Annotated in this window: 18 protein-coding genes and 2 tRNA genes; 16 read left to right on the forward strand and 4 right to left on the reverse strand. The window is 73.5% G+C overall.

All coding sequences use genetic code 11. From position 1 onward, the window contains the following. The first annotated feature begins 181 nt into the window (after window positions 1–181). Window positions 182–2,005, forward strand: coding sequence for an ABC-F family ATP-binding cassette domain-containing protein (locus tag AB0N76_RS30390; protein ID WP_363562557.1), 1,824 nt, complete (start codon window positions 182–184; stop codon window positions 2,003–2,005). Window positions 2,006–2,011: 6 nt separating this feature from the next. On the opposite strand, the gene AB0N76_RS30395 is transcribed toward AB0N76_RS30390, so the two are convergent. After that, window positions 2,012–4,009, reverse strand: a complete 1,998-nt coding sequence (locus AB0N76_RS30395) for an FUSC family protein (protein ID WP_363562559.1) — start codon at window positions 4,007–4,009, stop codon at window positions 2,012–2,014. 444 nt (window positions 4,010–4,453) lie between these two features. Here AB0N76_RS30395 and AB0N76_RS30400 point away from each other — a divergent pair, with 444 nt between their 5' ends. The 8 genes from AB0N76_RS30400 to AB0N76_RS30435 all read left to right on the forward strand — a co-directional run bounded on the left by AB0N76_RS30400 (window position 4,454) and on the right by AB0N76_RS30435 (window position 13,029). Further along, window positions 4,454–4,945, forward strand: coding sequence for a hypothetical protein (locus tag AB0N76_RS30400; protein ID WP_363562561.1), 492 nt, complete (start codon window positions 4,454–4,456; stop codon window positions 4,943–4,945). A 43-nt stretch (window positions 4,946–4,988) separates the two neighbouring features. Then, window positions 4,989–6,674, forward strand: coding sequence for a hypothetical protein (locus AB0N76_RS30405; RefSeq protein WP_363562563.1), 1,686 nt, complete (start codon window positions 4,989–4,991; stop codon window positions 6,672–6,674). A 130-nt stretch (window positions 6,675–6,804) separates the two neighbouring features. After that, entirely contained in the window at window positions 6,805–8,061 is a 1,257-nt protein-coding gene (locus AB0N76_RS30410; RefSeq protein WP_363562565.1) for a S8 family serine peptidase, read from the forward strand. Between the two features lie 73 nt (window positions 8,062–8,134). Then, window positions 8,135–9,490 (forward strand): MFS transporter, encoded by a 1,356-nt coding sequence (locus AB0N76_RS30415; protein ID WP_363562567.1) that lies wholly within the window; start codon window positions 8,135–8,137, stop codon window positions 9,488–9,490. A gap of 70 nt (window positions 9,491–9,560) precedes the next feature. Then, window positions 9,561–9,633: transfer RNA gene (locus AB0N76_RS30420), tRNA-Thr, on the forward strand. A 197-nt stretch (window positions 9,634–9,830) separates the two neighbouring features. Then, the gene (locus AB0N76_RS30425; RefSeq protein ID WP_363562569.1) at window positions 9,831–10,499 is read left to right on the forward strand and encodes a LuxR C-terminal-related transcriptional regulator; all 669 of its coding nucleotides are present in this window, start codon (window positions 9,831–9,833) and stop codon (window positions 10,497–10,499) included. A gap of 236 nt (window positions 10,500–10,735) precedes the next feature. Then, window positions 10,736–11,698, forward strand: coding sequence for a UDP-glucose 4-epimerase GalE (gene galE / locus AB0N76_RS30430; RefSeq protein WP_363562571.1), 963 nt, complete (start codon window positions 10,736–10,738; stop codon window positions 11,696–11,698). A gap of 326 nt (window positions 11,699–12,024) precedes the next feature. Next, window positions 12,025–13,029, forward strand: coding sequence for a response regulator transcription factor (locus tag AB0N76_RS30435; protein ID WP_363562573.1), 1,005 nt, complete (start codon window positions 12,025–12,027; stop codon window positions 13,027–13,029). A gap of 27 nt (window positions 13,030–13,056) precedes the next feature. On the opposite strand, the gene AB0N76_RS30440 is transcribed toward AB0N76_RS30435, so the two are convergent. Continuing rightward, window positions 13,057–13,551 (reverse strand): MarR family transcriptional regulator, encoded by a 495-nt coding sequence (locus tag AB0N76_RS30440; protein ID WP_363562575.1) that lies wholly within the window; start codon window positions 13,549–13,551, stop codon window positions 13,057–13,059. 111 nt (window positions 13,552–13,662) lie between these two features. Between AB0N76_RS30440 and AB0N76_RS30445 the strand changes: the two genes are divergently transcribed. After that, the gene (locus AB0N76_RS30445) at window positions 13,663–14,454 is read left to right on the forward strand and encodes a methyltransferase domain-containing protein (RefSeq protein WP_363562577.1); all 792 of its coding nucleotides are present in this window, start codon (window positions 13,663–13,665) and stop codon (window positions 14,452–14,454) included. 32 nt (window positions 14,455–14,486) lie between these two features. Here the strand turns inward: AB0N76_RS30445 and AB0N76_RS30450 are convergent, their stop codons facing one another. Together AB0N76_RS30450 and AB0N76_RS30455 are read right to left on the reverse strand one after the other, a co-directional pair. Beyond that, on the reverse strand, window positions 14,487–15,089 hold the full coding sequence (locus AB0N76_RS30450; protein WP_350559156.1) for a TetR/AcrR family transcriptional regulator: 603 nt from the start codon (window positions 15,087–15,089) through the stop codon (window positions 14,487–14,489). Window positions 15,090–15,262: 173 nt separating this feature from the next. Continuing rightward, entirely contained in the window at window positions 15,263–16,300 is a 1,038-nt protein-coding gene (locus AB0N76_RS30455; protein ID WP_363562579.1) for a fatty acid desaturase, read from the reverse strand. A gap of 231 nt (window positions 16,301–16,531) precedes the next feature. Here AB0N76_RS30455 and AB0N76_RS30460 point away from each other — a divergent pair. The 6 genes from AB0N76_RS30460 to AB0N76_RS30485 all read left to right on the forward strand — a co-directional run bounded on the left by AB0N76_RS30460 (window position 16,532) and on the right by AB0N76_RS30485 (window position 21,463). Beyond that, a tRNA-Gln gene (locus AB0N76_RS30460) sits at window positions 16,532–16,604 on the forward strand. 147 nt (window positions 16,605–16,751) lie between these two features. After that, the gene (gene glmU, locus AB0N76_RS30465; RefSeq protein ID WP_363562581.1) at window positions 16,752–18,221 is read left to right on the forward strand and encodes a bifunctional UDP-N-acetylglucosamine diphosphorylase/glucosamine-1-phosphate N-acetyltransferase GlmU; all 1,470 of its coding nucleotides are present in this window, start codon (window positions 16,752–16,754) and stop codon (window positions 18,219–18,221) included. Window positions 18,222–18,425: 204 nt separating this feature from the next. Beyond that, complete coding sequence (locus tag AB0N76_RS30470; RefSeq protein ID WP_363562583.1) at window positions 18,426–19,403, forward strand: ribose-phosphate diphosphokinase; 978 nt, start codon at window positions 18,426–18,428, stop codon at window positions 19,401–19,403. 284 nt (window positions 19,404–19,687) lie between these two features. Further along, window positions 19,688–20,275 (forward strand): 50S ribosomal protein L25/general stress protein Ctc, encoded by a 588-nt coding sequence (locus tag AB0N76_RS30475; RefSeq protein ID WP_363562585.1) that lies wholly within the window; start codon window positions 19,688–19,690, stop codon window positions 20,273–20,275. A gap of 132 nt (window positions 20,276–20,407) precedes the next feature. Then, entirely contained in the window at window positions 20,408–20,989 is a 582-nt protein-coding gene (gene pth / locus AB0N76_RS30480) for an aminoacyl-tRNA hydrolase (RefSeq protein ID WP_363562587.1), read from the forward strand. A gap of 204 nt (window positions 20,990–21,193) precedes the next feature. Next, complete coding sequence (locus tag AB0N76_RS30485; RefSeq protein ID WP_363562589.1) at window positions 21,194–21,463, forward strand: hypothetical protein; 270 nt, start codon at window positions 21,194–21,196, stop codon at window positions 21,461–21,463. Window positions 21,464–21,528: the final 65 nt, after the last annotated feature.

Consider the following 21,528-nt stretch of genomic DNA (forward strand, 5'->3'; position numbering starts at 1 on the left):
CGCGGGCCCGGCGCGGGTCGGGCGCGGGTCGGGCGCGGGTCGGGCGCGGGTCGGGCGCGGGTCGGGCGCGGGTCGGGCGCGGGATCGCTCGGGGGATGCGCCGTCGGCCGGGCCACTAGGCTGGGGAGGATCGAGGCTCCGCCCGAGCCCCGAATCCGTCGAACCCTGGAGCGCAGCACACGTGGCCGTCAACCTCGCCACCATCGAGTCCGTCACGAAGGTCTACGGCACCCGGGCCCTTCTGGACGGGGTCAGCCTCGGCGTCAGCGAGGGCGACCGGATCGGCGTCGTCGGGCGCAACGGGGACGGCAAGACCACCCTGATCCGGATGCTCGCCAAGCTGGAGGAGCCCGACGGCGGCCGGATCACCCACTCCGGCGGCCTGCAGATGGCCGTCCTCACCCAGCACGACTCGCTGGACCCCACCGCCACCATCCGGCACGAGGTCATCGCCGACCGGGCCGACCACGAGTGGCTCGGCGACGCCCGCATCCGCGACATCATCGAGGGCCTCTTCGGCGGCCTCGACCTGCCCGGCTTCCCCGACGGCCTGGACACCGTCATCGGCCCGCTCTCCGGTGGCGAGCGCCGCCGGATCGCGCTCGCCAAGCTGCTGCTCGGCTCGCCCGACCTGATCGTCCTTGACGAGCCCACCAACCACCTCGACGTCGAGGGCATCGCCTGGCTCGCCCAGCACCTCCAGGCCCGCCGCTCCGCCCTCGTCTGCGTCACCCACGACCGCTGGTTCCTCGACCAGGTCTGCACCCGCATGTGGGACGTCCAGCACGGCACCGTCCACGAGTACGAGGGCGGCTACTCCGACTACGTCTTCGCGCGCGCCGAGCGCACCCGGATCGAGGCCACCGAGGAGCAGAAGCGCCAGAACCTCGCCCGCAAGGAGCTCGCCTGGCTGCGCCGCGGCGCCCCCGCCCGCACCTCCAAGCCGCGCTACCGGATCGAGGCTGCCAACGCGCTGATCGCCGACGTGCCGGAGCCCCGCGACAAGAGCGAGCTGATGAAGTTCGCCAACGCGCGGCTCGGCCGGACCGTCTTCGACCTCGAGGGCGTCACCGTCAAGGCCGGACCGAAGCTGCTGCTGGAGAACGTCACCTGGCAGCTCGGCCCCGGCGACCGGATCGGCCTGCTCGGCGTCAACGGCGCCGGCAAGACCTCGCTGCTGCGCGCCCTGCGCGACGCCTACACCTCCGAGGGCGACGTCCAGCCCGCGTCCGGCGTCGTCAAGGTCGGCAAGACCGTGCGGCTGGCCTACCTCTCCCAGGAGGTCGCCGAACTCGACCCGGCCACCCGGGTGCTCCAGGCCGTCGAGCAGGTCCGCTCCCGGGTCGACCTCGGCAAGGGCCGCGAGATGAGCGCCGGCCAGCTCTGCGAGCAGTTCGGCTTCGGCAAGGACAAGCAGTGGACCCCGGTCGGCGACCTCTCCGGCGGTGAGCGCCGCCGGCTCCAGCTGCTCCGGCTGCTGATGGACGAGCCCAACGTGCTCTTCCTCGACGAGCCCACCAACGACCTCGACATCGAGACGCTCAACCAGCTGGAGGACCTGCTCGACGGCTGGCCCGGCTCGATGATCGTCATCAGCCACGACCGCTTCTTCATCGAGCGCACCACCGACACGACGTTCGCGCTGCTCGGCGACCAGCGGATGCGGATGCTGCCCAACGGCGTCGACGAGTACCTGGAGCGGCGGGCCCGGATGGCCGCCGCGGCCGCCGCCTCGGCCGCCGCCGCCAACCCGGCCCCGGCCGCCGCCTCCGCCACGGCGTCCGGGCTGTCGGCCGGCGACGCGCGGGCGGCGAAGAAGGAGATGCAGAAGCTGGAGCGGCAGATCGCCAAGCTGGACGACAAGGAGTCCAAGCTGCACACCCAGCTCGCCGAGCACGCCGCCGACTTCTCCAAGGTCGCCGAGCTGGACAGCCAGCTGCGGGCGGTCCGGGAGGAGAAGGAGGAGCTGGAGCTGAGCTGGCTGGAGCTGGCCGAGCAGGTCTAGGCGGTCCTAGCCGGTGTTCTTGGCGAGGAGCGTGTCCAGCTCGTCCGCCGCACGGCCCAGCGCACTGCGCGTCGGGTCGTGCGGCCGGGTCGGCCGCGCCGCCACCCCGGTCGGCGGACGGTGGGCGCGGGCCGCCGCCGTCAGCTCGTCCAAGGCCCGCCGCACCCGCTCCACCTCCACCCCGTCCGGCACCCGGCCGCCGTACCGGCGCTGCGCCGCGAACGCCGCCACCGCGCCGCTCAGCCGCTCCAGCGCGGCCGTCGCCGGCAGCCACTCGACGGCCAGCCGGCCGGTGGGCGGCGGCTCGGCGAGCCCCTGCTCCACCGCCGCCCGGGCATCCGCCAGCGCCCGGTAGGCGGTCCGGCGCAGCCACACCTCGGCCTGCGGGCCGTGGGGGTCGTGCGGCTCGGGCTGCTGGTGCGGGGCGGCGGGGCGGGTGACCGAGGCCAGGTAGGCCCGCAGCGCGGTCGTCGCGGTCACCAGGCGCGGTTCGATCCGGTGCCGCGGCCGGTCCGGCCAGAGCAGGCAGCCGAACAGCAGCACGACCGCACTGGCCAGCGCGGTGTCCAGCACCCGCGGCCAGAACTCGGCCGCGCCGCTCTGCCCGCCCAGCTGCAGCAGCACCAGCGCCATCGGCGTCATCACCACCGTGTTCAGCCCGTAGTGCGCCGCCGTCGCGTACGGCAGCAGGGCCACGCACAGCCCGGCGAGCGCCACCAGCGCCCACGGTCCGCCCGCGGCGGCCGCCGCCGGCAGCACCGCCGCCGTCACCGCCACCCCCAGCACCGTCCCCACCGAACGGCTCACCGCCCGCAGGAACACCGACCCCAGATCCGGCTTCAGCACGAACGCGATCGTCATCGGCACCCAGTAGCCCTTGCTGAGCGGCACCGCGGCGGTCACCGCCGCACCCACCGCGATGCACAGCGCGAGCCGCAGCCCGTACCGCGCCGCCCCCGGCGACACCAGCCGTACCCGCAGCCGCCACGGGTCCGGCGGCGGTGCGGGCGCCGTACCCAGCACCGCCTCCCGGCCCGCCACCGTCTCCGCCGCCGCCCGCAGCGCCGCGTCCAGGGCCAGCCGGGACGGCGTGTCCGGCGCCCACTCCGGCACCGGCACCTCGCCGCCGCCGCGCTCCACCGCCCGGGCCAGCCGGCCGGGCACCGCGGCGACCTCCGGCGGCACCGGCCGCCAGGCCCACAGCAGTCCGGTGGCCGCCTCGGTCGCCGCCAGGGCCGCCTCGTACATCGCGTCCACCCCGGTCGGGCGCGTCGTCGGACGGGTCGTCGGACGCGTCGTCGGGAGCTGGTCCTGCAGCTGGTTGAGCCGGGCCGTCAGCACCTGACGGGACTCCGCGCCCCCGGGCGTCCCCAGATCGGCGAGCATCCGTCCCAGCGCGTCGTACACGGCGGCGAGCGCGCGCACCCGCGGATCCGCGCGGCGACCGCCGCCCCGCGGCCGCCAGCCGCGCAGCGGCAGCCCCAGCACCACCACGACCCCGGCACCCGCCAGCAGCATCGGCGCCGCCGCCCACCACGGCCGCGGCAGCGGCATGCCGCTGCCCAGCGCCGCCGAGACGAGCAGCAGCAGACCCGCCGCCGAACCGCGCGGCCCGGTCGCGCTCAGCGCGCCGGAGACGAAGGCGGTGACGGTCAGCGCGAGGGCGAGGGCGATCGTCACGGACGGGTTCGGGAGGTGCCGGACCTGTTCGAAGTGCTGGAGGGCCGTGCCGATCAGCATGCCCAGCGCGGAGGCCGACACCGCGGCCGCGATCCGCACGGCGCGCAGCCGGGCCGGCTCCACCCGGTCGTTCATGGTGGCGTGCATCGCGCCGAGTCCCGCGAACACCCCCAGGTCCACCCGGTGCGCGACCAGCCCGACGGCCAACGGCACCGCCATGCCCAGCGCGGCCCGCACCATCAGCGCGACCGGCAACGGCGGCCGCGCCGGCCGCACGGCCCGGGCCCACCAAGGGGCGCCGTCAGCAGGAAGGTTGGCGGTCACGCGGGGCCGTCCGATCCGCACCGGGGCCGCACCCGCCGGCGGAGGAGCGGCCGGGCGGCCGGGGTCGCTGCTGTGCGACGTTGCGCGGCAGATGACATCACATCCGGCACCGCCGGACCCGGCCAGTCTAGCCCCGGCCACGATCACCCCCGGGGCGGGGCGGGGCGGGGCGGCGAGCGGCACGTGTCAAGTTCGTACCGATCGCGTACAGGCGGCCCATGGGCCCTGCCGGTCCGACGGAGGCGGTGGCTACGATGACCGAGGCGACGTCCGTCCCGAGGGGCGGGTGTGCCGACCAGAACGGTACGACCGAGAAGTTGACGGCGTGTTTGTGCCGTGATGACCCGGGCTTCCCCGGAATCACGGCGTACGGGGGAGAGGTGAATTGCTGTGCCAGGTGAGGTCCCGCCGCGCACGGAGCCCAGGCCGGACGTGGCCGGTGAGGTGAATCCGTATTCACTCAACGACACGTGGATCGGCCGCACGATCAGCTATGCGCAGGCGAACTTCAGCGCGTCCGGCCTGGTGTCCGCCTTCGGCAAGCAGGACGTCAAGGTGGAGCTGGACACGCTCACCGCCTTCGCGAAGAAGATCGAGGCCCTGCTGGCCGCGATGGAGGGCTCGGCCGCGGCGCCGTACAAGCTCCAAGAGCAGAAGCTGACCGGTGGGAGCTTCGCCAGCGCGGAGTTCTCGGAGGCGACGGCGCTGACCGCGGCGTACGGCAATGTCCACACCCAGCTCGTCAAGCTGCACAAGGACTTCATGTCCCAGATCGAGGCGATGAAGAACGCGGTCGCCCAGACGGCGGGCAACTACGCGGGCAACGAGGACCACACCACCGCCGACCAGAACGCGATCGCGAAGAACGCGGGCGTCGCCACTCCGGCAGCGGGCCCGGACGGCCCGGCGCCGAAGCCGACCAATGTCAACTACTGATGGCGGGCCGGGGAGAAGCCCACGGGGAGACGGGGAGTAAGTAGTGGCAGGCGGAACGAACTTCGAAGGTGTCGACCACACCGGGCTCAGGAACATGGTCAAGGGAAGCGACCCGTCCACGGTGCTGAGCCGGGGTACGCAGCTGCAGGCCGCGGGGCGCATCCTGAAGGACCTCAGCGTGGCGCTGAAGGCACACGTCGCCCAGATCAGCTGGGAGGGGCCGGCCGCTGAGAGCTTCAAGACCTGGGCCGGGAATCTGCATCAGTCCGCCGCTCTGCTCGGCGACTACTCCAAGTCCGCCGGGGACGCCATGCACCAGGCGGGGGAGGCGCTGAGCACCGCGAAGGCGGCCGTGCCCGAGGTGCCGAACGACGACGTCAAGACGGTCAACGGGCGCAAGATGCAGGGCGCCCCCAACCCGATGGCGCTCACCAGGGCCAATCTGACGATCGATGGCGGGAGCACCGCCAACATCGACTCGATCATGAAGCGGAACTACAACTCCAACTGGATCTCCGAGGCGGACGCACAGGCCGCGGCCCACCGGGTGTACCTGGCGCACCAGGAAGCCATCCACCAGATGGAGAAGCTGGGGCAGGCGTACGACGCGGCCACCACGACGCTGAACGCCCTCGGCACCGTGGCGCTGCCGGGGACGCCGGAGTCCGGTAGCCGAGACGGTTCGTCGGACTACTCGAAGGGCGATGGCTACGTAGGCGGCGTCGGTGGCGTCCCCCGGAGCCCGCGCAGTGGCGGCAGCTACAGCGGTGGCGGCGGGAGCACCCGCCCGGCCGGTGGTGGTTCCGGCGGCGGTGGTGGTTCGGTGGTGCCCAGGCCTTCGGGGGTGGGGCCGCAGGGGCCGGGCTCGTCGGGGGGTGGTGCGCAGTACCCGTCGCGTGGCGGTTCGGTGCCGGCGCCGCACGATCCGGGTGGGTCGGGGTCGGTGACTCCGTTGCCGACGCACCCCGTGGACCGGCCCGGTACCGGGCTCGACAGTCTGCCGACGGTGCCGACCCTGCCCGGTCAGACGGTTCCGGTGGGTCCGAACGGCGGCGGTCCGGTGCCGTACACCCCGGGGGGTGGTCCCGGGGTTCCGGGCACTCCGGGGGGTGGATCCGGTCCCTTCCTCGGTGGCGGGCCGATTCCGTTCGGTGGGACGGGTCCGCTCGCCGGCGGGTCCTTGCCGTTGAGGGGTGGCGGCGAGGGTTCGGTTCCGCTGAACCGGGCCGGCACTTTCGGGGGCGGCGGCCAGCCGGCGAAGAGCGCCGGTCCGGGGCCGACCGGTGGCGGCCCGGTCTTCGGGGCGCGTGAGGCCCAGGGCCGGTCCGGCGCGGGCGGTGCCGTGGGCGGTGGCTTCGGCGGCGCCGGCGGGATCAACCCGGGCATGGGCGGCCACGGAGGTGGTGGCGGCGGCGGAACGGTCGGCTCGCGTGGCCGGGGGTTCAGCTCGACCGGCGGCGGTGTCGTCGGTGGGGCGAAGGGTCCGGTGGCCGGTGGGGAGTTCACTCCCGGCGGGAGCGGCCTGCGCAACCGGGCCGCCGCCGCGGGTGCGGCGGCCGCCGAGGCCGGGGCACGACCGGGCCAGAACGGCATGATGGGCCCGGGCATGATGGGCGGCGGAGCCGAGCGGCGTGAGCGTGAGCGCGGCAGGCGGGCCGACTATCTGCACGAGGACGAGGAGACCTGGACCAGCGGTACTCCGAAGAGCAACCCGGGCGTGATTGAGTAGCACGGGAGCGACTGCCCGGCCACTGGGTCCACCCGGTGGCCGGGCAGACCTGTGTGGGCCTTGCTCTCGAATGACGGGGAATTGACGAGGAGTTGTGATGCGTCGGACGAATGCGGGAGTGCGTCGTCGGGTGTTTGCTGCAGCGATCCTGGCAGCAGGCGTCGTCGTCGGGCCGATCGTGGTGCCGGCGGTCGCGGCTGGTCCGATTCGCGAGGATCAGTGGCACCTGGACGCCATGCATGCGTCGGACATGTGGAAGACCACCAAGGGGCAGGGCGTCACGGTTGCGGTGATCGACAGCGGGTTCAAGCTGGATCATCCGGACCTGGTGGGGCAGTTCCTGCCGGGCAAGGACTTCAGCGGAAGCCCTGGTGGAGTCGGGAGCTACGCCGAGGGGCACGGCACCCAGATGGCCAGCCTCATCGCCGGAACGGGGAAGGGCGACGGCGGCAAGGGAGCCTATGGCCTGGCACCCGGTGTGCGGATCCTCCCGCTCAAGATCGCCAATGGCTCCGAGAAGCCGATGGTCGCGGAGGAGTTCCTGGGCCAGATCGGGCAGGCCGTCGACTACGCGGTCGACCAGGGAGCCAGGGTGATCAACGTCTCGCAGGGGATCGCCGCGTCCAGGGCGTCCGCTGATGTCGTGGCCAAGCTGAACGCGTCCTTCGCTCGCGCTCGCGCCAAGGGCTCCCTCGTGGTCTCCAGTGTCGGAAACTCGGGTCAGTCGGGAAACCAGGTCGAGTATCCGGGCGCGCTGCCCAATGTCGTCGGTGTCGGGGCTGCCGACCGGAACGGCACGGTGACGGCCGAGTCGCAGCGCGGGCCGCAGGTCACCCTTGTCGCACCCGGTATGGACATGATCGAGTCCTGCACCGGCGCGACCGGCTACTGCAAGAGCCACGGCACGTCGGACTCGGCGGCGCTGGTGTCGGCTTCGGCGGCGTTGGTGTGGTCGGTGCATCCGGACTGGACCGCCAATCAGATCCTGCGGGTGCTCATCAACACGGCCGGCAAGCCGACGGATGGATCGGCTCGGACGGACGACGCCGGGTACGGCGCGGTGCGGCCGCGGGTCGCTCTGACGGAGCCCGGGGATCCCGGTCCGGCGGATGTGCCGCCGATCCCGGTCGCGGAGACGTCGCCCACGGCGGTCCCGTCCGTTTCGGCGAGCCCGGCGGCCGTGCCTAGTGCGTCGTCGAGTCCGGCGTCGAGTCCGGCGTCGAGTCCGGCGTCGAGTGTGAGTGGTGCGCCGACGGTGGTGCCGCAGGCCGAGGCCCCTGAGGGCTCCGGGGGTGGGGGTGTCGGGCTGGTGGTGGCCGGGGTGGTCCTGGGGCTGGTGTTGGTGGGTGGGGTGGGGGTTGTTGTGTGGCGGCGGCGGGGGGCGTGAGGGGGCCGGTGGGGCGCTGGTGTCACTCGGGTGGGCGCTGTCGCGGGGGTGAGGGGCTCGCCATGGTGGGGGTATGGGTGCGACGGGGCAGATGCGGCGGGCCGCGGCGGCGGCGCTGATCGGTACGGCGATCGAGTTCTACGACTTCTTCATCTACGGGACGGCGGCGGCGCTCGTCTTCGGTGGGGTGTTCTTTCCGGAACTGGGCACGGTGGGGGCGCTGTTGGCGGCGTTCTCGGTGTACGCGGTGGCGTTCCTGGCACGGCCGTTGGGGGCGGTGGCGTTCGGGCACTTCGGTGACCGGTTGGGGCGGAAGACCACGTTGGTGGTGTCGTTGCTGTTGATGGGGGTGTCGACGGCGGCGGTGGGGGTGTTGCCGGGGTTCGCGGTGTGGGGGTGGTGGGCGCCGGTGGCGTTGGTGGTGCTGCGGGTCTGCCAGGGGGTGGGGCTGGGCGGGGAGTGGGGTGGCGCGGCGCTGCTGGTGGCGGAGAACGCGCCGGCCGGGCGGCGGGGGCGGTACGGGGCGTATCTGCAGTTGGGGCCGACGACGGGGTTCATGCTGGCGAACGGGGTGTTCCTGGCGCTGCAACTCGGCCTGGACGAGGCGGCGTTCCGGTCGTGGGGCTGGCGGGTGCCGTTCCTGGCGTCGCTGTTGCTGGTGGCGGTGGGGCTGTTCGTGCGGTTGCGGCTGGAGGAGACGCCGCTGTTCCGGGAGGGTAGGGACAGGGAGGAGGCGCGGCCGGAGCGGGCGCCGGTGGTGGAGGTGCTGCGCGGGCACTGGCGGACGGTGCTGCTGGGGTGCGGCTCGATCACGGTGGGGTACGCGCTGTTCTACCTGACCACCACGTACGCGCTGGCCTACGCGACCACCGGGCTGGGGGTGCCGAGCACGCTGGTGCTGGAGATGCTGCTGGTGGGCGCGGTGGGGAAGGCCGGGACGGTGTGGCTGAGCGCGCGGCGCAGTGACGGGTGGGGGCGGCGGCGGACGTTGCAGGGGGCGACGGCGCTGGCGGTGGGGTGGGGGCTGGTGCTGTTCCCGCTGCTGGAGACGGAGCGGCGGGGGCTGATGTTCCTGGCGCTGGCGGGGGCGATGGTGGTGCTGGGGTGTCTGCTGGGGCCGTTGGCGGCGTTCCTGCCGGAGCTGTTCCCGACCCGGGTGCGCTACACGGGGGCGGCGTTGACGTACAACCTGGGCGGGGTGGTGGGCGGGGCGACGACGCCGTTGATCGCGACCCGGCTGACCGAGGCGTACGGGACGGCGGAGCCGGTCGGCTGGTACCTGGCGGGCTGGGGGGTGGTGGCGCTGCTCTGTCTGCGGCTGCTGCCGGAGACCAGCGGAACGGACCTGGCGGCGGTGGGTGCGACGGCGGGCCGGGGCGGTCGGGTGGCGGCCGGAGCCGATTTCCCTTTCCGGCCCCCGGCCGTGTAATGTCTTCCTTGTTCGAGCGAACGAGCGGAAGGCGAGAAGCCGGAAGCGAGGGAGTGAGAACGAGGAACAGGCCCCTATAGCTCAGTCGGTAGAGCGTCTCCATGGTAAGGAGAAGGTCTGCGGTTCGATTCCGCATGGGGGCTCGGTCAAGGACCTCCGCCATCTGGCGGAGGTCCTTTTTCGTGTCTCCGGCCAGGTCCGGTCCGGTCGGGCCCGGTCGGCTCCGCCCCGGTGAGACGGTCTGGCAGGTCGGGTACGGAATGCGCTGTGATGGTGCGTCATCGGCCGCCTGCCCCAGCCGGGCGGGGCTGCGGGCCGGGCGCCGACCTGGAGGGGTCTCATGGGTGTTCGCCTCGTCGTGGTCGACGACCACCGCTTGCTGGCCGAGGCGCTGGCCACCGCGCTGCAGTTGCGCGGCCACCGGGTGCTCGCGGTGGGTTCGCCGGCCGCCGCGGCGGCGGACCTGGTGGCGGGGCGGCGGCCGGAGGTGTGCCTGCTGGGGGTGGCGGCGCCGGCCGAACCGGGGGCGTTCGACGGGTTGCGGCGGATCCGCCGGGAGCGGCCCGAGGTGGCGGTGATCGTGCTCGGACCGGTGGGCGAACTGCGGGGCGTGGCGGGGGCGTTCGCGTCGGGGGCGGCCGGGTACGTGCCGAGCGACGAGCGGATCGAGGTGGTCGAGCGGGCCATCGCGCGGGCCCGGGCCGGTGAGGCGGCGGTGGCGGTGGAGGTGCTGCGGGGCGCGTTCGACCAGTTGCTGAGACCGGCGGTCGAGCCGGACGACGAGGCGGTGCGCCTGCTGCGGCTGCTGACCCGGCGGGAGGTCCAGGTGCTGGCGCGGATCGCGGACGGCGAGGACACCGCGGCGATCGCGGCGGGGATGCGGATCGCGGCGAGCACGGCCCGGACGCACGTCCAGCGGGTGCTGATGAAGCTCGGCGCGCGGACCCGGCTGGAGGCGGCCGCGGTGGCGGCGCGCACCGGGCTGCTGGAGCGGATGGCGCGGGGCTGACCGGCGGCGCCCGGGGAGCGCGGGCCGGGCGAAGAAGGGGGAAGGCGGCGGCGCCCGGTGACGGGCCGGTGGACGAGGGTCGTACGGACGTGCGGAACCGGGACGAACCGGGCGTGGCAAGGCCGTTCCGATGGTCCTGAGCACCCCCGGCGGGCAGGGAGAATAGGCCGCAGTCGTACGTACGTCCCCGATGGCCCGCCGACAGCGGCGGACCATCGCCCGCTGGAGGTCGCATCATGAGTAAGTACCTGGTCACGGGTGGCGCCGGCTATGTCGGCAGTGTGGTCGCCGCCCACCTGCTGGAGGCGGGACACCAGGTGACCGTCCTGGACGACCTCTCGACCGGTTTCCGCGAGGGCGTGCCGGCCGGTGCCGAGTTCGTCGAGGGCCGGATCCAGGAGGCCGGGAAGGTGCTGGACGGCTCCTTCGACGGCGTGCTGCACTTCGCCGCCTCCTCGCAGGTCGGCGAGTCGGTCGCGGACCCGGAGAAGTACTGGCGCAACAACGTGGCCGGCTCGCTGGAGCTGATCAGCGCGATGCGCGCCGCGGGCGTGCGCAAGCTGGTCTTCTCCTCGACCGCCGCCACCTACGGCGAGCCGGAGTCCGTGCCGATCGCCGAGACCGCCCGGACCGCGCCGACCAACACCTACGGCGCCACCAAGCTGGCCGTCGACCACCTGATCACCAGTGAGGCCGTCGCCCACGGCCTGGCCGCCGTCTCGCTGCGCTACTTCAACGTGGCGGGCGCGTACGGCGCCTACGGCGAGCGGCACGACCCGGAGTCGCACCTGATCCCGCTGGTGTTCCAGGCCGCCCTCGGCCAGCGCCCGCACATCGCGGTCTACGGGGACGACTACCCGACCCCGGACGGCACCTGCATCCGTGACTACATCCACGTCGCGGACCTGGCCGACGCGCACCTGCTGGCGCTGGACGCCGCCAAGCCGGGCGAGCACCTGATCTGCAACCTGGGCAACGGCAGCGGCTTCTCGGTCCGCGAGGTCATCGAGTCGGTCAAGCGGGTCACCGGCCGGGAGATCCCGGTGCGCACCGAGGGCCGCCGGGCCGGCGACCCGGCGGTGCTGGTGGCCTCCGCCGAGCGCGCCCACCAGACGCTGGGCTGGACGCCGCGCCGTCCGAACCTGGACGACATCGTCGCCGACGCCTGGAAGTTCACCCTGGAGAAGAACGGCCTGTAGAAAGAACGGCCTGTAGCAGGGCCGGCAACCGGACGGAGCGCCGTCCCCGCGCGGTCGGGGGCGGCGCTCCGGCGTTCCCGGACCCGCCCCCGGCGCGGGTCGGGGGCGCCAAGTCGGGCCCATCCCGCCCCTCCTGACGAAACTTCACCAAACCCCCACCGGGTCGGCGCCCACCCCGTACGCTGATTCCGGTACCGGTGGGGGTCGGTGCCTCGACCCTTCCGGGCACCCCGGGAGGCGGACGGCGCCGGAGCGCCCGGCCGGCGGCGGCAGGACCTGGGCGCCGACCCGGTCGCGGTCCGGCGCTGAGCAGGGGGGAAGTGACGATGGGGCGGATCCGCGTCCTGGTGGTCGACGACCACCGGATCTTCGCCGAGGCGCTGGCCGCGGCGCTCGCCGCCGAGCCCGACGTCGAGGTCGGCGCGGCGGGCAGCGCGGCCGCCGCGGAGCGCGCGCTGGAGCGGGCCGCCACCGAGGGCAGGGTGTTCGACGTGGTCCTGGTCGACGCCGACCTCGGGGTGACCGAGGCCGGGTCCGCCGTCCGCAAACCCCGCCAGCCGGGGGCCGATCCGCCCGACGCGCTGCGCCGACGCCCGGCCGTGCCGCCTTCGGTGCCCTCGCCGCGCCGCTCCTCCGGACCGCCCGCGGGACCGGGTGGCCAGCCGGCCGGCCCGCCCGGTGCGGCGGGTCCGCCGACCGGACGGCATCCGACCGCCCCCCGCCAGGCCACCCACCCGGCCGGCCCGTACCCGCCGGAACCGCCCCCGGCGGCCCCCGCGACGGCGGCCGCCCCGGTCCCCGACGGCATCACGCTGCTGGCGCGGCTGCGCCGCCACCACCCCGGCTTACGGGCGATCGTGCTGGCCACCGCCGACGACCCGCACCGGGCCGCCCGCGCCCTGCACGCGGGCGCCACCGGCTGGGTGGCGAAGGAGAGTTCACTGGCCCGGCTGCTCGCGGTGATCCGCGGCGTGCTGCGGGACGAGACCCATCTGCCGCCCGCGCTGCTCACCGGGGTGATCCGCGAGCTCACCACCGCCCGCCGGGACCGGACCGAGAGCGAGCGCCTGGTCGACACGCTCACCCCGCGGGAGAAGCAGATCCTGCGCTGCATGGTCGCCGGACTCGGCCGGCAGGCGGTCGCCGAGCGGCTCTACCTGTCGCCGCACACCGTCCGCACGCACATGCAGAACGTCCTCGGGAAGCTCGGCGTGCACTCCACCCTGGCCGCCGTCGCGGTGGCCCGCCGGGCGGGGGTCAGCCCCTCCGAGCTCGCGGCGTCCGCGGCCCCGCCGTCCGTCGCCACGACCACCGCTCCCGGCCCCGGCTGAGCCGCCCCCGGGCCGATCCGGGCGTCGCTACGGGATGTTGTCGAAGGGGGCGACCAGCTGCCGGAGCAGCCCGGCGAGTTCGCCCTGCTGGGCGCCGGTCAGCTGGGCGAGCAGTTCGCGCTCGTGCGCGAGCAGTCCGGCCAGGGCCTGGTCGGCGCGGTCGCGGCCGTCGTCGGTGAGCCGGACCAGCACGCCGCGCCGGTCGTCCGGGTCGGGCAGCCGCTTGACCAGGCCCTTGCCGGTGAGCCGGTCGATCCGGTTGGTCATGGTGCCGGAGGTGACCAGGGTCTGGGTGAGCAGCTGGCCGGGGGAGAGCTGGTACGGGGCGCCGGCCCGCCGCAGGGCGGTCAGCACGTCGAACTCCCAGGGCTCCAGACCGTGCTCGGCGAAGGCGGCCCGGCGGGCGCGGTCGAGGTGCCGGGCGAGCCGGCTGACCCGGCTGAGCACCTCGAGCGGTTCCACGTCGAGGTCGGGGCGCTCCCTGCGCCATGCTGCGACCAGCCGATCGACCTCGTCCTCCATGACGATCAGTGTATCGGGGGTTGTGTCGATGTGAAGTCTCTTGACGTCGAGAAATCCAGGGTGAAAGCTGGAGTTGGATATCTTGATGTCGAGATACTTGCGAGGACGATCATGACCTCCCCCGTCTGGGACCCCGCGCAGTACCTGCGCTTCGCCGACGAACGGACCCGCCCGCTGCGCGACCTGCTCGCCCGCGTTCCCGCCCTCCCGCACGAACCCGCGCCGACCGTGCTCGACATCGGCTGCGGCCCCGGCAACTCCACCGCCGTCCTGCGCGAACGCTGGCCCGCCGCCCGCCTCACCGGGATCGACAACTCCGCCGAGATGCTCGCCACCGCCCGCGCGGGGGGCGAACCCACCGCCGACTACCTGCTGGCCGACGCGGCCGACTACGACCCGGCCGGGGCGGCGCCGGACGCGATCGTCTCCAATGCGACGCTCCAGTGGGTGGACGGGCACCTCGGGCTGCTGGCGCGCTGGGCCGAGGCGCTGAAGCCCGGCGGGGTGATCGCCTTCCAGGTGCCCGGCAACTTCGGCTCGCCCAGCCACACCGCGCTCGCCGAACTGCGTCGCGGCCCCCGCTGGCGCGACCTCCTCGGGGAGGACGCCACCCGGGCCGGCGTCCACGAACCCGGCGGCTACCTCCGGGTCCTCGCCGAGGCCGGCTGCACCGCCGACGTCTGGGAGACCACCTACAGCACCCTGCTCACCGGCCCCGACCCGGTGCTGGAGTGGGTCAAGGGCACCGCCCTGCGGCCCGTCCTCACCCGGCTCACCGACGAGGGCGAGCGGGCCGACTTCCTCGCCGAGTACGGGGAGCTGCTCCGCCGGGCCTACCCCGCCGGACCGCACGGCACCGTCTTCCCGTTCCGCCGGATCTTCGCCGTCGGGGTGAAGCGGTAGCCGTCGGGGTGAAGAGGCGGCGGTGGCGGGGCTCAGGCCTTGCGCTCGCCGACCAGCTTCGGGTGCCGCTCCATCCCCTCCAGGCCGTGCCAGGCCAGGTTCACCAGGTGGGCGGCCACCTCTGCCTTGTCCGGCTTGCGCACCTCCAGCCACCACTGGCCGGTCAGCGCGACCATCCCCACCAGCATCTGCGAGTACATCGGGGCCAGCCGCGCGTCGAACCCGCGGGCCTTGAACTCCAGCCCCAGGATGTCCTCGACCTGCGTCGCGATGTCACTGATCAGCGACGCGAAGGTGCCCGTCGACTGCGCCACCGGGGAGTCCCGGACCAGGATCCGGAAGCCGTCCGTCGAGGTGTCGATGTAGTCCATCAGCGCGAACGCCGCCTGCTCCAGCAGCTCGCGCGAGTGCCCCCCGGTCAGCGCCCCCGTCACCATGTCCAGCAGCAACTGCATCTCGCGGTCGACCACCACCGCGTACAGCCCCTCCTTGCCGCCGAAGTGCTCGTACACCACCGGCTTGGACACCCCGGCCCGCTCGGCGATCTCCTCCACCGAGGTGCCGTCGTAGCCGCGCTCCGCGAACACGGTGCGGCCGATCTCCAGCAGCTGCTCCCGGCGCTGCTTGCCGGTCATCCGCACCCGGCCGCCCCGGCGGCGCGGGGCCGGAGCCGCGCCGTCCGCCCCGGCGGTGGCACGCGGACGGGCGTGCGCCGGATCGGGCGCGGCGTCCGTCCGCGTGCTCTGGTGGCCGCCTGTGCTGTCTGCGCTGCTCCCGTTCACCCCTACATCATGCTGCAGGCGCGCCCTCATGCGGCGCGGCGGGCGGCGATCCGCTGTGCGTCCGGCCAGCGGACGTCCCGGACCCAGCCGGCCAGCTCGAACCAGCGGATCAGCCGGGCCGAGGAGTCGATCTGGCCGCGCAGGACGCCGTGCCGGGCCGAGGTCGGGTCGGCGTGGTGCAGGTTGTGCCAGGACTCGCCGCAGGAGAGCACCGCCAGCCACCAGACGTTGCCGGAGCGGTCCCGGGAGCGGAACGGCCGGCGGCCGATGGCGTGGCAGATCGAGTTGATCGACCAGGTGACGTGGTGCAGCAGCGCCACCCGGACCAGCGAGCCCCAGAAGAAGGCGGAGAGCGCGCCCTGCCAGGAGAGCGTGACCAGCCCGCCGACCAGCGGCGGCACGAGCATCGAGATCGTCGTCCAGAGCCAGAAGAGCCGGGAGACCGCCCGCATGGCCGGGTCCTGGACCAGGTCCGGCGCGTACTTGAGCTGCGAGGTCTGCTCCTCGTCGAAGAGCCAGCCCATGTGCGCCCACCAGAGGCCCTTGAGTAGCGCGGGGACGCTCTCGCCGTAGCGCCAGGGGGAGTGCGGGTCGCCGTCCTTGTCGCTGAACCGGTGGTGCTTGCGGTGGTCGGCCACCCAGCGCACCAGCGGGCCCTCGATCGCCAGCGAGCCGGCCACCGCGAGGACGACCCGGAGCGGGCGGTTGGCCTTGAAGGCGCCGTGGGTGAAGTAGCGGTGGTAGCCGACGGTGATGCCGTGGCAGGTGAGGAAGTACATCGCGGTGGCGATCGCGAGGTCGGTCCAGCCGAGCCCCCACCCCCAGGCCACCGGGACGGCGGCCAGCAGGGCGAGGAAGGGGACGGCGATGAAGGCGCCGAGCGCGATCCGCTCGGCCGCGCCCTGGCGCTCCCCGCCGCGGGTGGCGGAGAGCAGCCCGGGGGCGGGGGCGCCGGCGGGGAGGGGGGCGGCGGAATCGGAGTCGGGGGCGGAGGTGGAGTCGGGGGCGGAGCTGTCGAAGGGGCGCGCGGAGTCGGCGTGCGCCTCGCCGGCCTGGATGGTCATGGGCGTCCTTGAGGGGGAGAGGACGGAGGCTACGTTCGCGTAACCTACGGAATCGTAGGTTGTGCGCCGCCGCCGAGGGAATACGCCGCCGGGCGTCGCTTGAGTGAATTCACCCGACTGGATGGATGACGTCCGGATTCGGTTGATGTGGGCACCTTTCGCACCCGGGATCACCGCGTGCGAGCAGCGATACCCAGCCGGTGGCGGACTCGGGTAAGGTCTGAGCAACTGTCCGCCGTGGGGTAATTGGCAGCCCGCAGGCCTTTGGAGCCTTGCAGTGATGGTTCGAGTCCATCCGGCGGAGCAATGTGCGTGGCCAGGCCTGCCGATTTCGGCCGAGCCGCCGCTTTTCCCGGCCCGGCTATCCTCGACGTGGCCAGGGCGTTGACGTGCGGGTCCCGCCGCCGGCCGCTCTGCCCTCCCCGTGTAACCGAATGAGGAGCCTCCCCCCGTGAGTGCCAATTCGCCTGCCGCCGTTGTCGTGCTCGCCGCCGGTGGCGGGACCAGGATGAAGTCGAACAGCCTGCCGAAGGTGCTGCACGAGGTGTGCGGGCGGTCGCTGGTCGGCCACGCGGTGGCGGCGGCGGAGGAGTTGACGCCGGACCAGCTGGTCGTGGTGGTCGGGCACCTGCGGGAGAAGGTCAGCGAGCACCTGGCGGCCCATCACCCGGCGGCCCGGGCGGTGGTGCAGGAGGAGCAGAACGGCACCGGGCACGCGGTGCGCACCGCGCTGGAGGCGCTGGCGGCCGACGGCGTCGAGCTGGACGGCACCGTGATCGTCACCACCGGGGACGCGCCGCTGCTGACCGGGGAGACGCTGCGCGCCCTGGCCGAGGCGCACACCGGGCAGGGCAACGGCGTCACCGTGCTGACCGCGGTGGTGCCCGAGCCGTTCGGCTACGGCCGGATCCTGCGCGACGAGGCGGACGGCGCGGTCGCGGCGATCGTCGAGGAGAAGGACGCCTCGGACGCCCAGCGGGCGATCGACGAGATCAACTCCGGGGTCTTCGCCTTCGACGCCAAGCTGCTGGTGCGGGCGCTCGCCGAGGTCACCACCGACAACTCGCAGGGCGAGGAGTACCTGACCGACACCCTGGAGATCCTGCGCCGGGCCGGGCACCGGGTGGGCGCGGTGGTCGCCGCCGACTACCGGGACATCCTCGGCATCAACGACCGGGTGCAGCTCGCGCACGCCCGCCGGCTGCTGAACGACCGGCTGCTGGAGCGGGCGATGCGGGCCGGCGTGACCGTGGTGGACCCGGCGAGCACCTGGTTCGACGTCCAGGTCTCGTACGAGCCGGACGCGGTGGTGCTGCCCAACACCCAGCTGCAGGGCGCGACCCACCTGGGCGAGGGCTGCGAGGTGGGCCCGAACTCGACGCTCAAGGACACCCGGATCGGGGCCGGCGCGCGTGTGAGCAACACCACGGCCGACCGGGCCGAGGTCGGCGAGCTCGCCGTCGCCGGTCCGTACGCGTACCTGCGGCCCGGGGCCAAGCTGGGCCGCAAGGCCAAGGTCGGCACCTACGTCGAGGTGAAGAACTCGGAGCTGGGCGAGGGCGCCAAGGTGCCGCACCTCTCCTACATCGGGGATGCCACGATCGGCGAGGGCAGCAACGTCGGCGCGGCCTCGGTCACGGTGAACTACGACGGCGTGAACAAGCACCGCACGGTGATCGGCGCGCACTGCCGGACCGGCTCCGACAACATGTTCATCGCCCCGGTGACCATCGGGGACGGCGCCTACACCGCGGCCGGTTCGGTGATCACCGGCGACGTGCCGGCGGGCGCGCTCGGGGTCAGCCGCGCCCAGCAGCGGAACATCGCCGGCTGGGTCGAGCGCAAGCGACCGGGAACCACGTCGGCGCAGGCCGCGGCCGCCGCGGCGGGCGAGGGCGGCGGGGACGCGGCCGGGGCCTGAGCGGGCGGGCGGCGGTCGGGCCGACGGTCCCGGGGCGGACGGTTCGCGCGCGGGCGCGTAACCTTGGGGTCATACGTGCGCCATTGGGCCTACCGCCCGTGTCCCGGCGTACCGACAATTCCCCCGACCCCTCCCGCCGGCAGGCGCACGCCTGCCCGCGCGGCGCGGACGGGTTCAGCGTCAGCAACGCGAGGAGACGGTGCAGTGAGCGGGATCACGACGTCGGGCGAGAAGAAGCTGAAGCTCTTCTCCGGCCGTGCCCACCCCGAGCTGGCGAGGGAGGTGGCCGAGTCGCTGGGGACCGAGCTGGTTCCGACCAAGGCCCTCGACTTCGCCAACGGTGAGATCTACGTCCGCTTCCTGGAGTCGGCGCGCGGCGCGGACTGCTTCGTGATGCAGAGCCACACGGCTCCCATCAACCAGTGGATCATGGAACAGCTGATCATGATCGATGCTCTGAAGCGGGCCTCCGCCCGGAGCATCACCGCGATCCTGCCGTTCTACGGGTACGCCCGCCAGGACAAGAAGCACCTGGGCCGCGAGCCCATCTCGGCCCGGCTGGTCGCCGACCTGCTCCGGCAGGCCGGCGCCGACCGGCTGATGGCCGTGGACCTGCACACCGCGCAGATCCAGGGCTTCTTCGACGGCCCGGTGGACCACCTGTTCGCGCTGCCGCTGCTGGCCGACTACGTGGGCGAGCGGGTCGACCGCTCCAAGCTCACCGTGGTCTCGCCGGACGCCGGCCGGGTGAAGGTGGCCGACCAGTGGTGCGACCGCCTGGACGCGCCGCTGGCGATCATCCACAAGCGCCGCGACATCACCCAGGCCAACACCATCCTGTCGGCCGACGTCGTCGGTGACGTCGAGGGCCGGGTCTGCGTCCTGGTCGACGACATGATCGACACCGCCGGCACGATCTGCGCCGCCGCCGACGCGCTGTTCGAGAACGGCGCCGCGGACGTCCTGGTCGCCGCCACCCACGGCGTGCTGTCCGGCCCGGCCGCCGACCGCCTGAAGAACTCGCGGGTCAGCGAGTTCGTGTTCACCAACACGCTGCCGACCCCGGCCTCGCTGCAGCTCGACAAGATCACCACGCTGTCGATCGCCCCGTCGATCGCCGCCGCCATCCGCGAGGTGTTCGAGGAGGGCTCGGTCACCAGCCTCTTCGAGGGCGTGCACTGACCAAGCCCCGTGCAGGCGGCCCCGGTTCCGTACGGACCGGGGCCGCCGCCGATTTCGCGCGAGGCGGCCTCCCCGGTTAGACTCGTGAAACTGCTCGGCGAGGGATGCCGTGCGCCCGCTTCGCGGGTGCCCGCTCCGTGATCGACGCGCTGCCGGTGCCGGATTTCCGGGCGTCGGCAGAGGTCGTACGCCGCCGAGTGACCCCCGAACGTACTGAGGGTGTGGTCCCGGCGGCTTTTCGCATTGCCTGCACCCCCGCGCCATATTCCACGAGGAGTGCAGTCGTGTCCGAGATCCGCATCGCCGCTGAGACCCGTTCCGAGTTCGGCAAGGGTGCCGCCCGCCGCGCCCGCCGCGCCGGCTTCGTCCCCGGTGTCGTCTACGGCCACGGCCACGCGCCGGTTCACCTGAACCTGCCCGGCCACGACCTGATGATGGCCCTGAAGACCCCGAACGCCCTGCTGGTCGTCCCGATCGAGGGCAAGGACGAGTACGTCCTGCCGAAGGCCGTCCAGCGCGAGGCCATCAAGCGCACCATCGAGCACGTCGACCTGCTGCTGGTCAAGCGTGGCGAGAAGGTCACCGTCGAGGTTCCGGTCCACGCCGAGGGCGAGCTGGCCCCGGGCGGCAACCTGCTGGAGCACGTCCTGCAGGCCCTGCCGATCGAGGCCGAGGCCACCCACCTGCCCGAGGCCGTCACCGTCTCGGTCGAGGGCCTGGAGGCCGGTGCCTCGATCCACGCCAAGGACATCACCCTGCCGGCCGGCGTCACCCTGGCCGTCGAGGCCGACGCCGTCGTGCTGCACGTCGTCGCCGCCCAGGCCGCCCCGGCCGAGGAGGCCGCCGAGGCCGAGGCCGGCGCCGAGGCCTGAGCCTTTCGCACAGCTTGAGACCGCTGCCCCGGTCGCTCCCCGTGCTGGGAGCGGCCGGGGCAGCGGTGTGTCCGGGAAGATGGCGTCGCAGGCCGGTACGGCGGCACAGGTGAGTACGAGGAGCGGTGGAGCATGAGTGACGAGGTGTACGACGGCCCCTGGCTGGTGGTCGGGCTCGGCAACCCGGGGGAGCAGTACGCCCGGAACCGGCACAACATCGGGTTCATGGTGGTGGACCTGCTGGCCCAGCGGATGGGCGCGAAGTTCAAGGCCCACAAGAGCCGGGCGCAGGTCGCCGAGGGGCGGCTGTCGGGCAAGCGGGTGGTGCTGGCCAAGCCGATGTCGTTCATGAACCTCTCCGGCGGCCCGGTCACCGCGCTGCGGGACTTCTACAAGGCGCCGGCCTCGGCGCTGGTGGCCGTCCACGACGAGCTGGACATCGACTACGCGGCGCTGCGGCTGAAGCTGGGCGGCGGTGACAACGGCCACAACGGGCTGAAGTCGATCACCAAGTCGCTCGGCCCGGAGTACCACCGGGTGCGCTGCGGGATCGGCCGCCCGCCGGGCCGGATGGAGGTCGCGGACTTCGTGCTGAAGGACTTCTCCAGCACCGAGCGCAAGGAGCTGGAGTGGTTCGTCGACCGCTCGGCGGACGCAGTGGAGGCGCTGCTCTCCGAGGGCCTGGAGCGGGCCCAGTCGACGTACAACTCCTGAGCCGTCCCCGGTTCGTCGAGGTACGCAACAGTCGTACAACGCTTGTTCGTCCAAACCTGAATGAGTGTGAGAAGACTGTGCGGATCGGATAGCGTCGAAGCCGGTACGCGAACGGGTTCTGGGGAGTTCTCGATGCGGAGTTTTCGGCCGGTCCGGCGCCTTCGGCGGATCCGGGTGGTTCGGCTGAGGCAGATCGGACGGCGGGTGGGCACGGCGGGTGCGCTGGGCACCGCCGGTGCGCTGGGCGCGGCCGGGGTGCTGCTGTCCGGCGGCGTCGCGCACGCCGACTCGATGGCGGAGCCGGACCCGGGTGTGGTGTCCCCGGAGCCGGTCTCGGCGCAGCTCGGCCCGGTGCTCGGCGGCTCGGTCGGCGGTGACGCGGGCCTGCTGGCTGTCGGCGGCGGGCTGGTCGTGGCGGCCGGCGGCGCGGCCCTGTGGGTCAGGCGCCGGCGCGCGGGCGACCTGGGGGAGTGAGCAGCGGCCCGGAGGGGCCGGTGTCCGGGGGACCGGACGCCGGCCCCTCCGGCGTTTTCCGGGGG

This window comes from Kitasatospora sp. NPDC093806 (assembly GCF_040683335.1).
Taxonomy (GTDB): domain Bacteria; phylum Actinomycetota; class Actinomycetes; order Streptomycetales; family Streptomycetaceae; genus Kitasatospora.

What these genes read in the sequence shown, in the direction of transcription:
- AB0N76_RS30415 (WP_363562567.1), top strand. Translation starts at nt 8,135, where the DNA reads ATGGGTGCGACGGGGCAGATGCGGCGGGCCGCGGCGGCGGCGCTGATC.
- AB0N76_RS30425 (WP_363562569.1), top strand. Translation starts at nt 9,831, where the DNA reads ATGGGTGTTCGCCTCGTCGTGGTCGACGACCACCGCTTGCTGGCCGAG.
- galE (WP_363562571.1), top strand. Translation starts at nt 10,736, where the DNA reads ATGAGTAAGTACCTGGTCACGGGTGGCGCCGGCTATGTCGGCAGTGTG.
- AB0N76_RS30435 (WP_363562573.1), top strand. Translation starts at nt 12,025, where the DNA reads ATGGGGCGGATCCGCGTCCTGGTGGTCGACGACCACCGGATCTTCGCC.
- AB0N76_RS30440 (WP_363562575.1), bottom strand. Translation starts at nt 13,551, where the DNA reads ATGGAGGACGAGGTCGATCGGCTGGTCGCAGCATGGCGCAGGGAGCGC.
- AB0N76_RS30445 (WP_363562577.1), top strand. Translation starts at nt 13,663, where the DNA reads ATGACCTCCCCCGTCTGGGACCCCGCGCAGTACCTGCGCTTCGCCGAC.
- AB0N76_RS30450 (WP_350559156.1), bottom strand. Translation starts at nt 15,089, where the DNA reads ATGACCGGCAAGCAGCGCCGGGAGCAGCTGCTGGAGATCGGCCGCACC.
- AB0N76_RS30455 (WP_363562579.1), bottom strand. Translation starts at nt 16,300, where the DNA reads ATGACCATCCAGGCCGGCGAGGCGCACGCCGACTCCGCGCGCCCCTTC.
- pth (WP_363562587.1), top strand. Translation starts at nt 20,408, where the DNA reads ATGAGTGACGAGGTGTACGACGGCCCCTGGCTGGTGGTCGGGCTCGGC.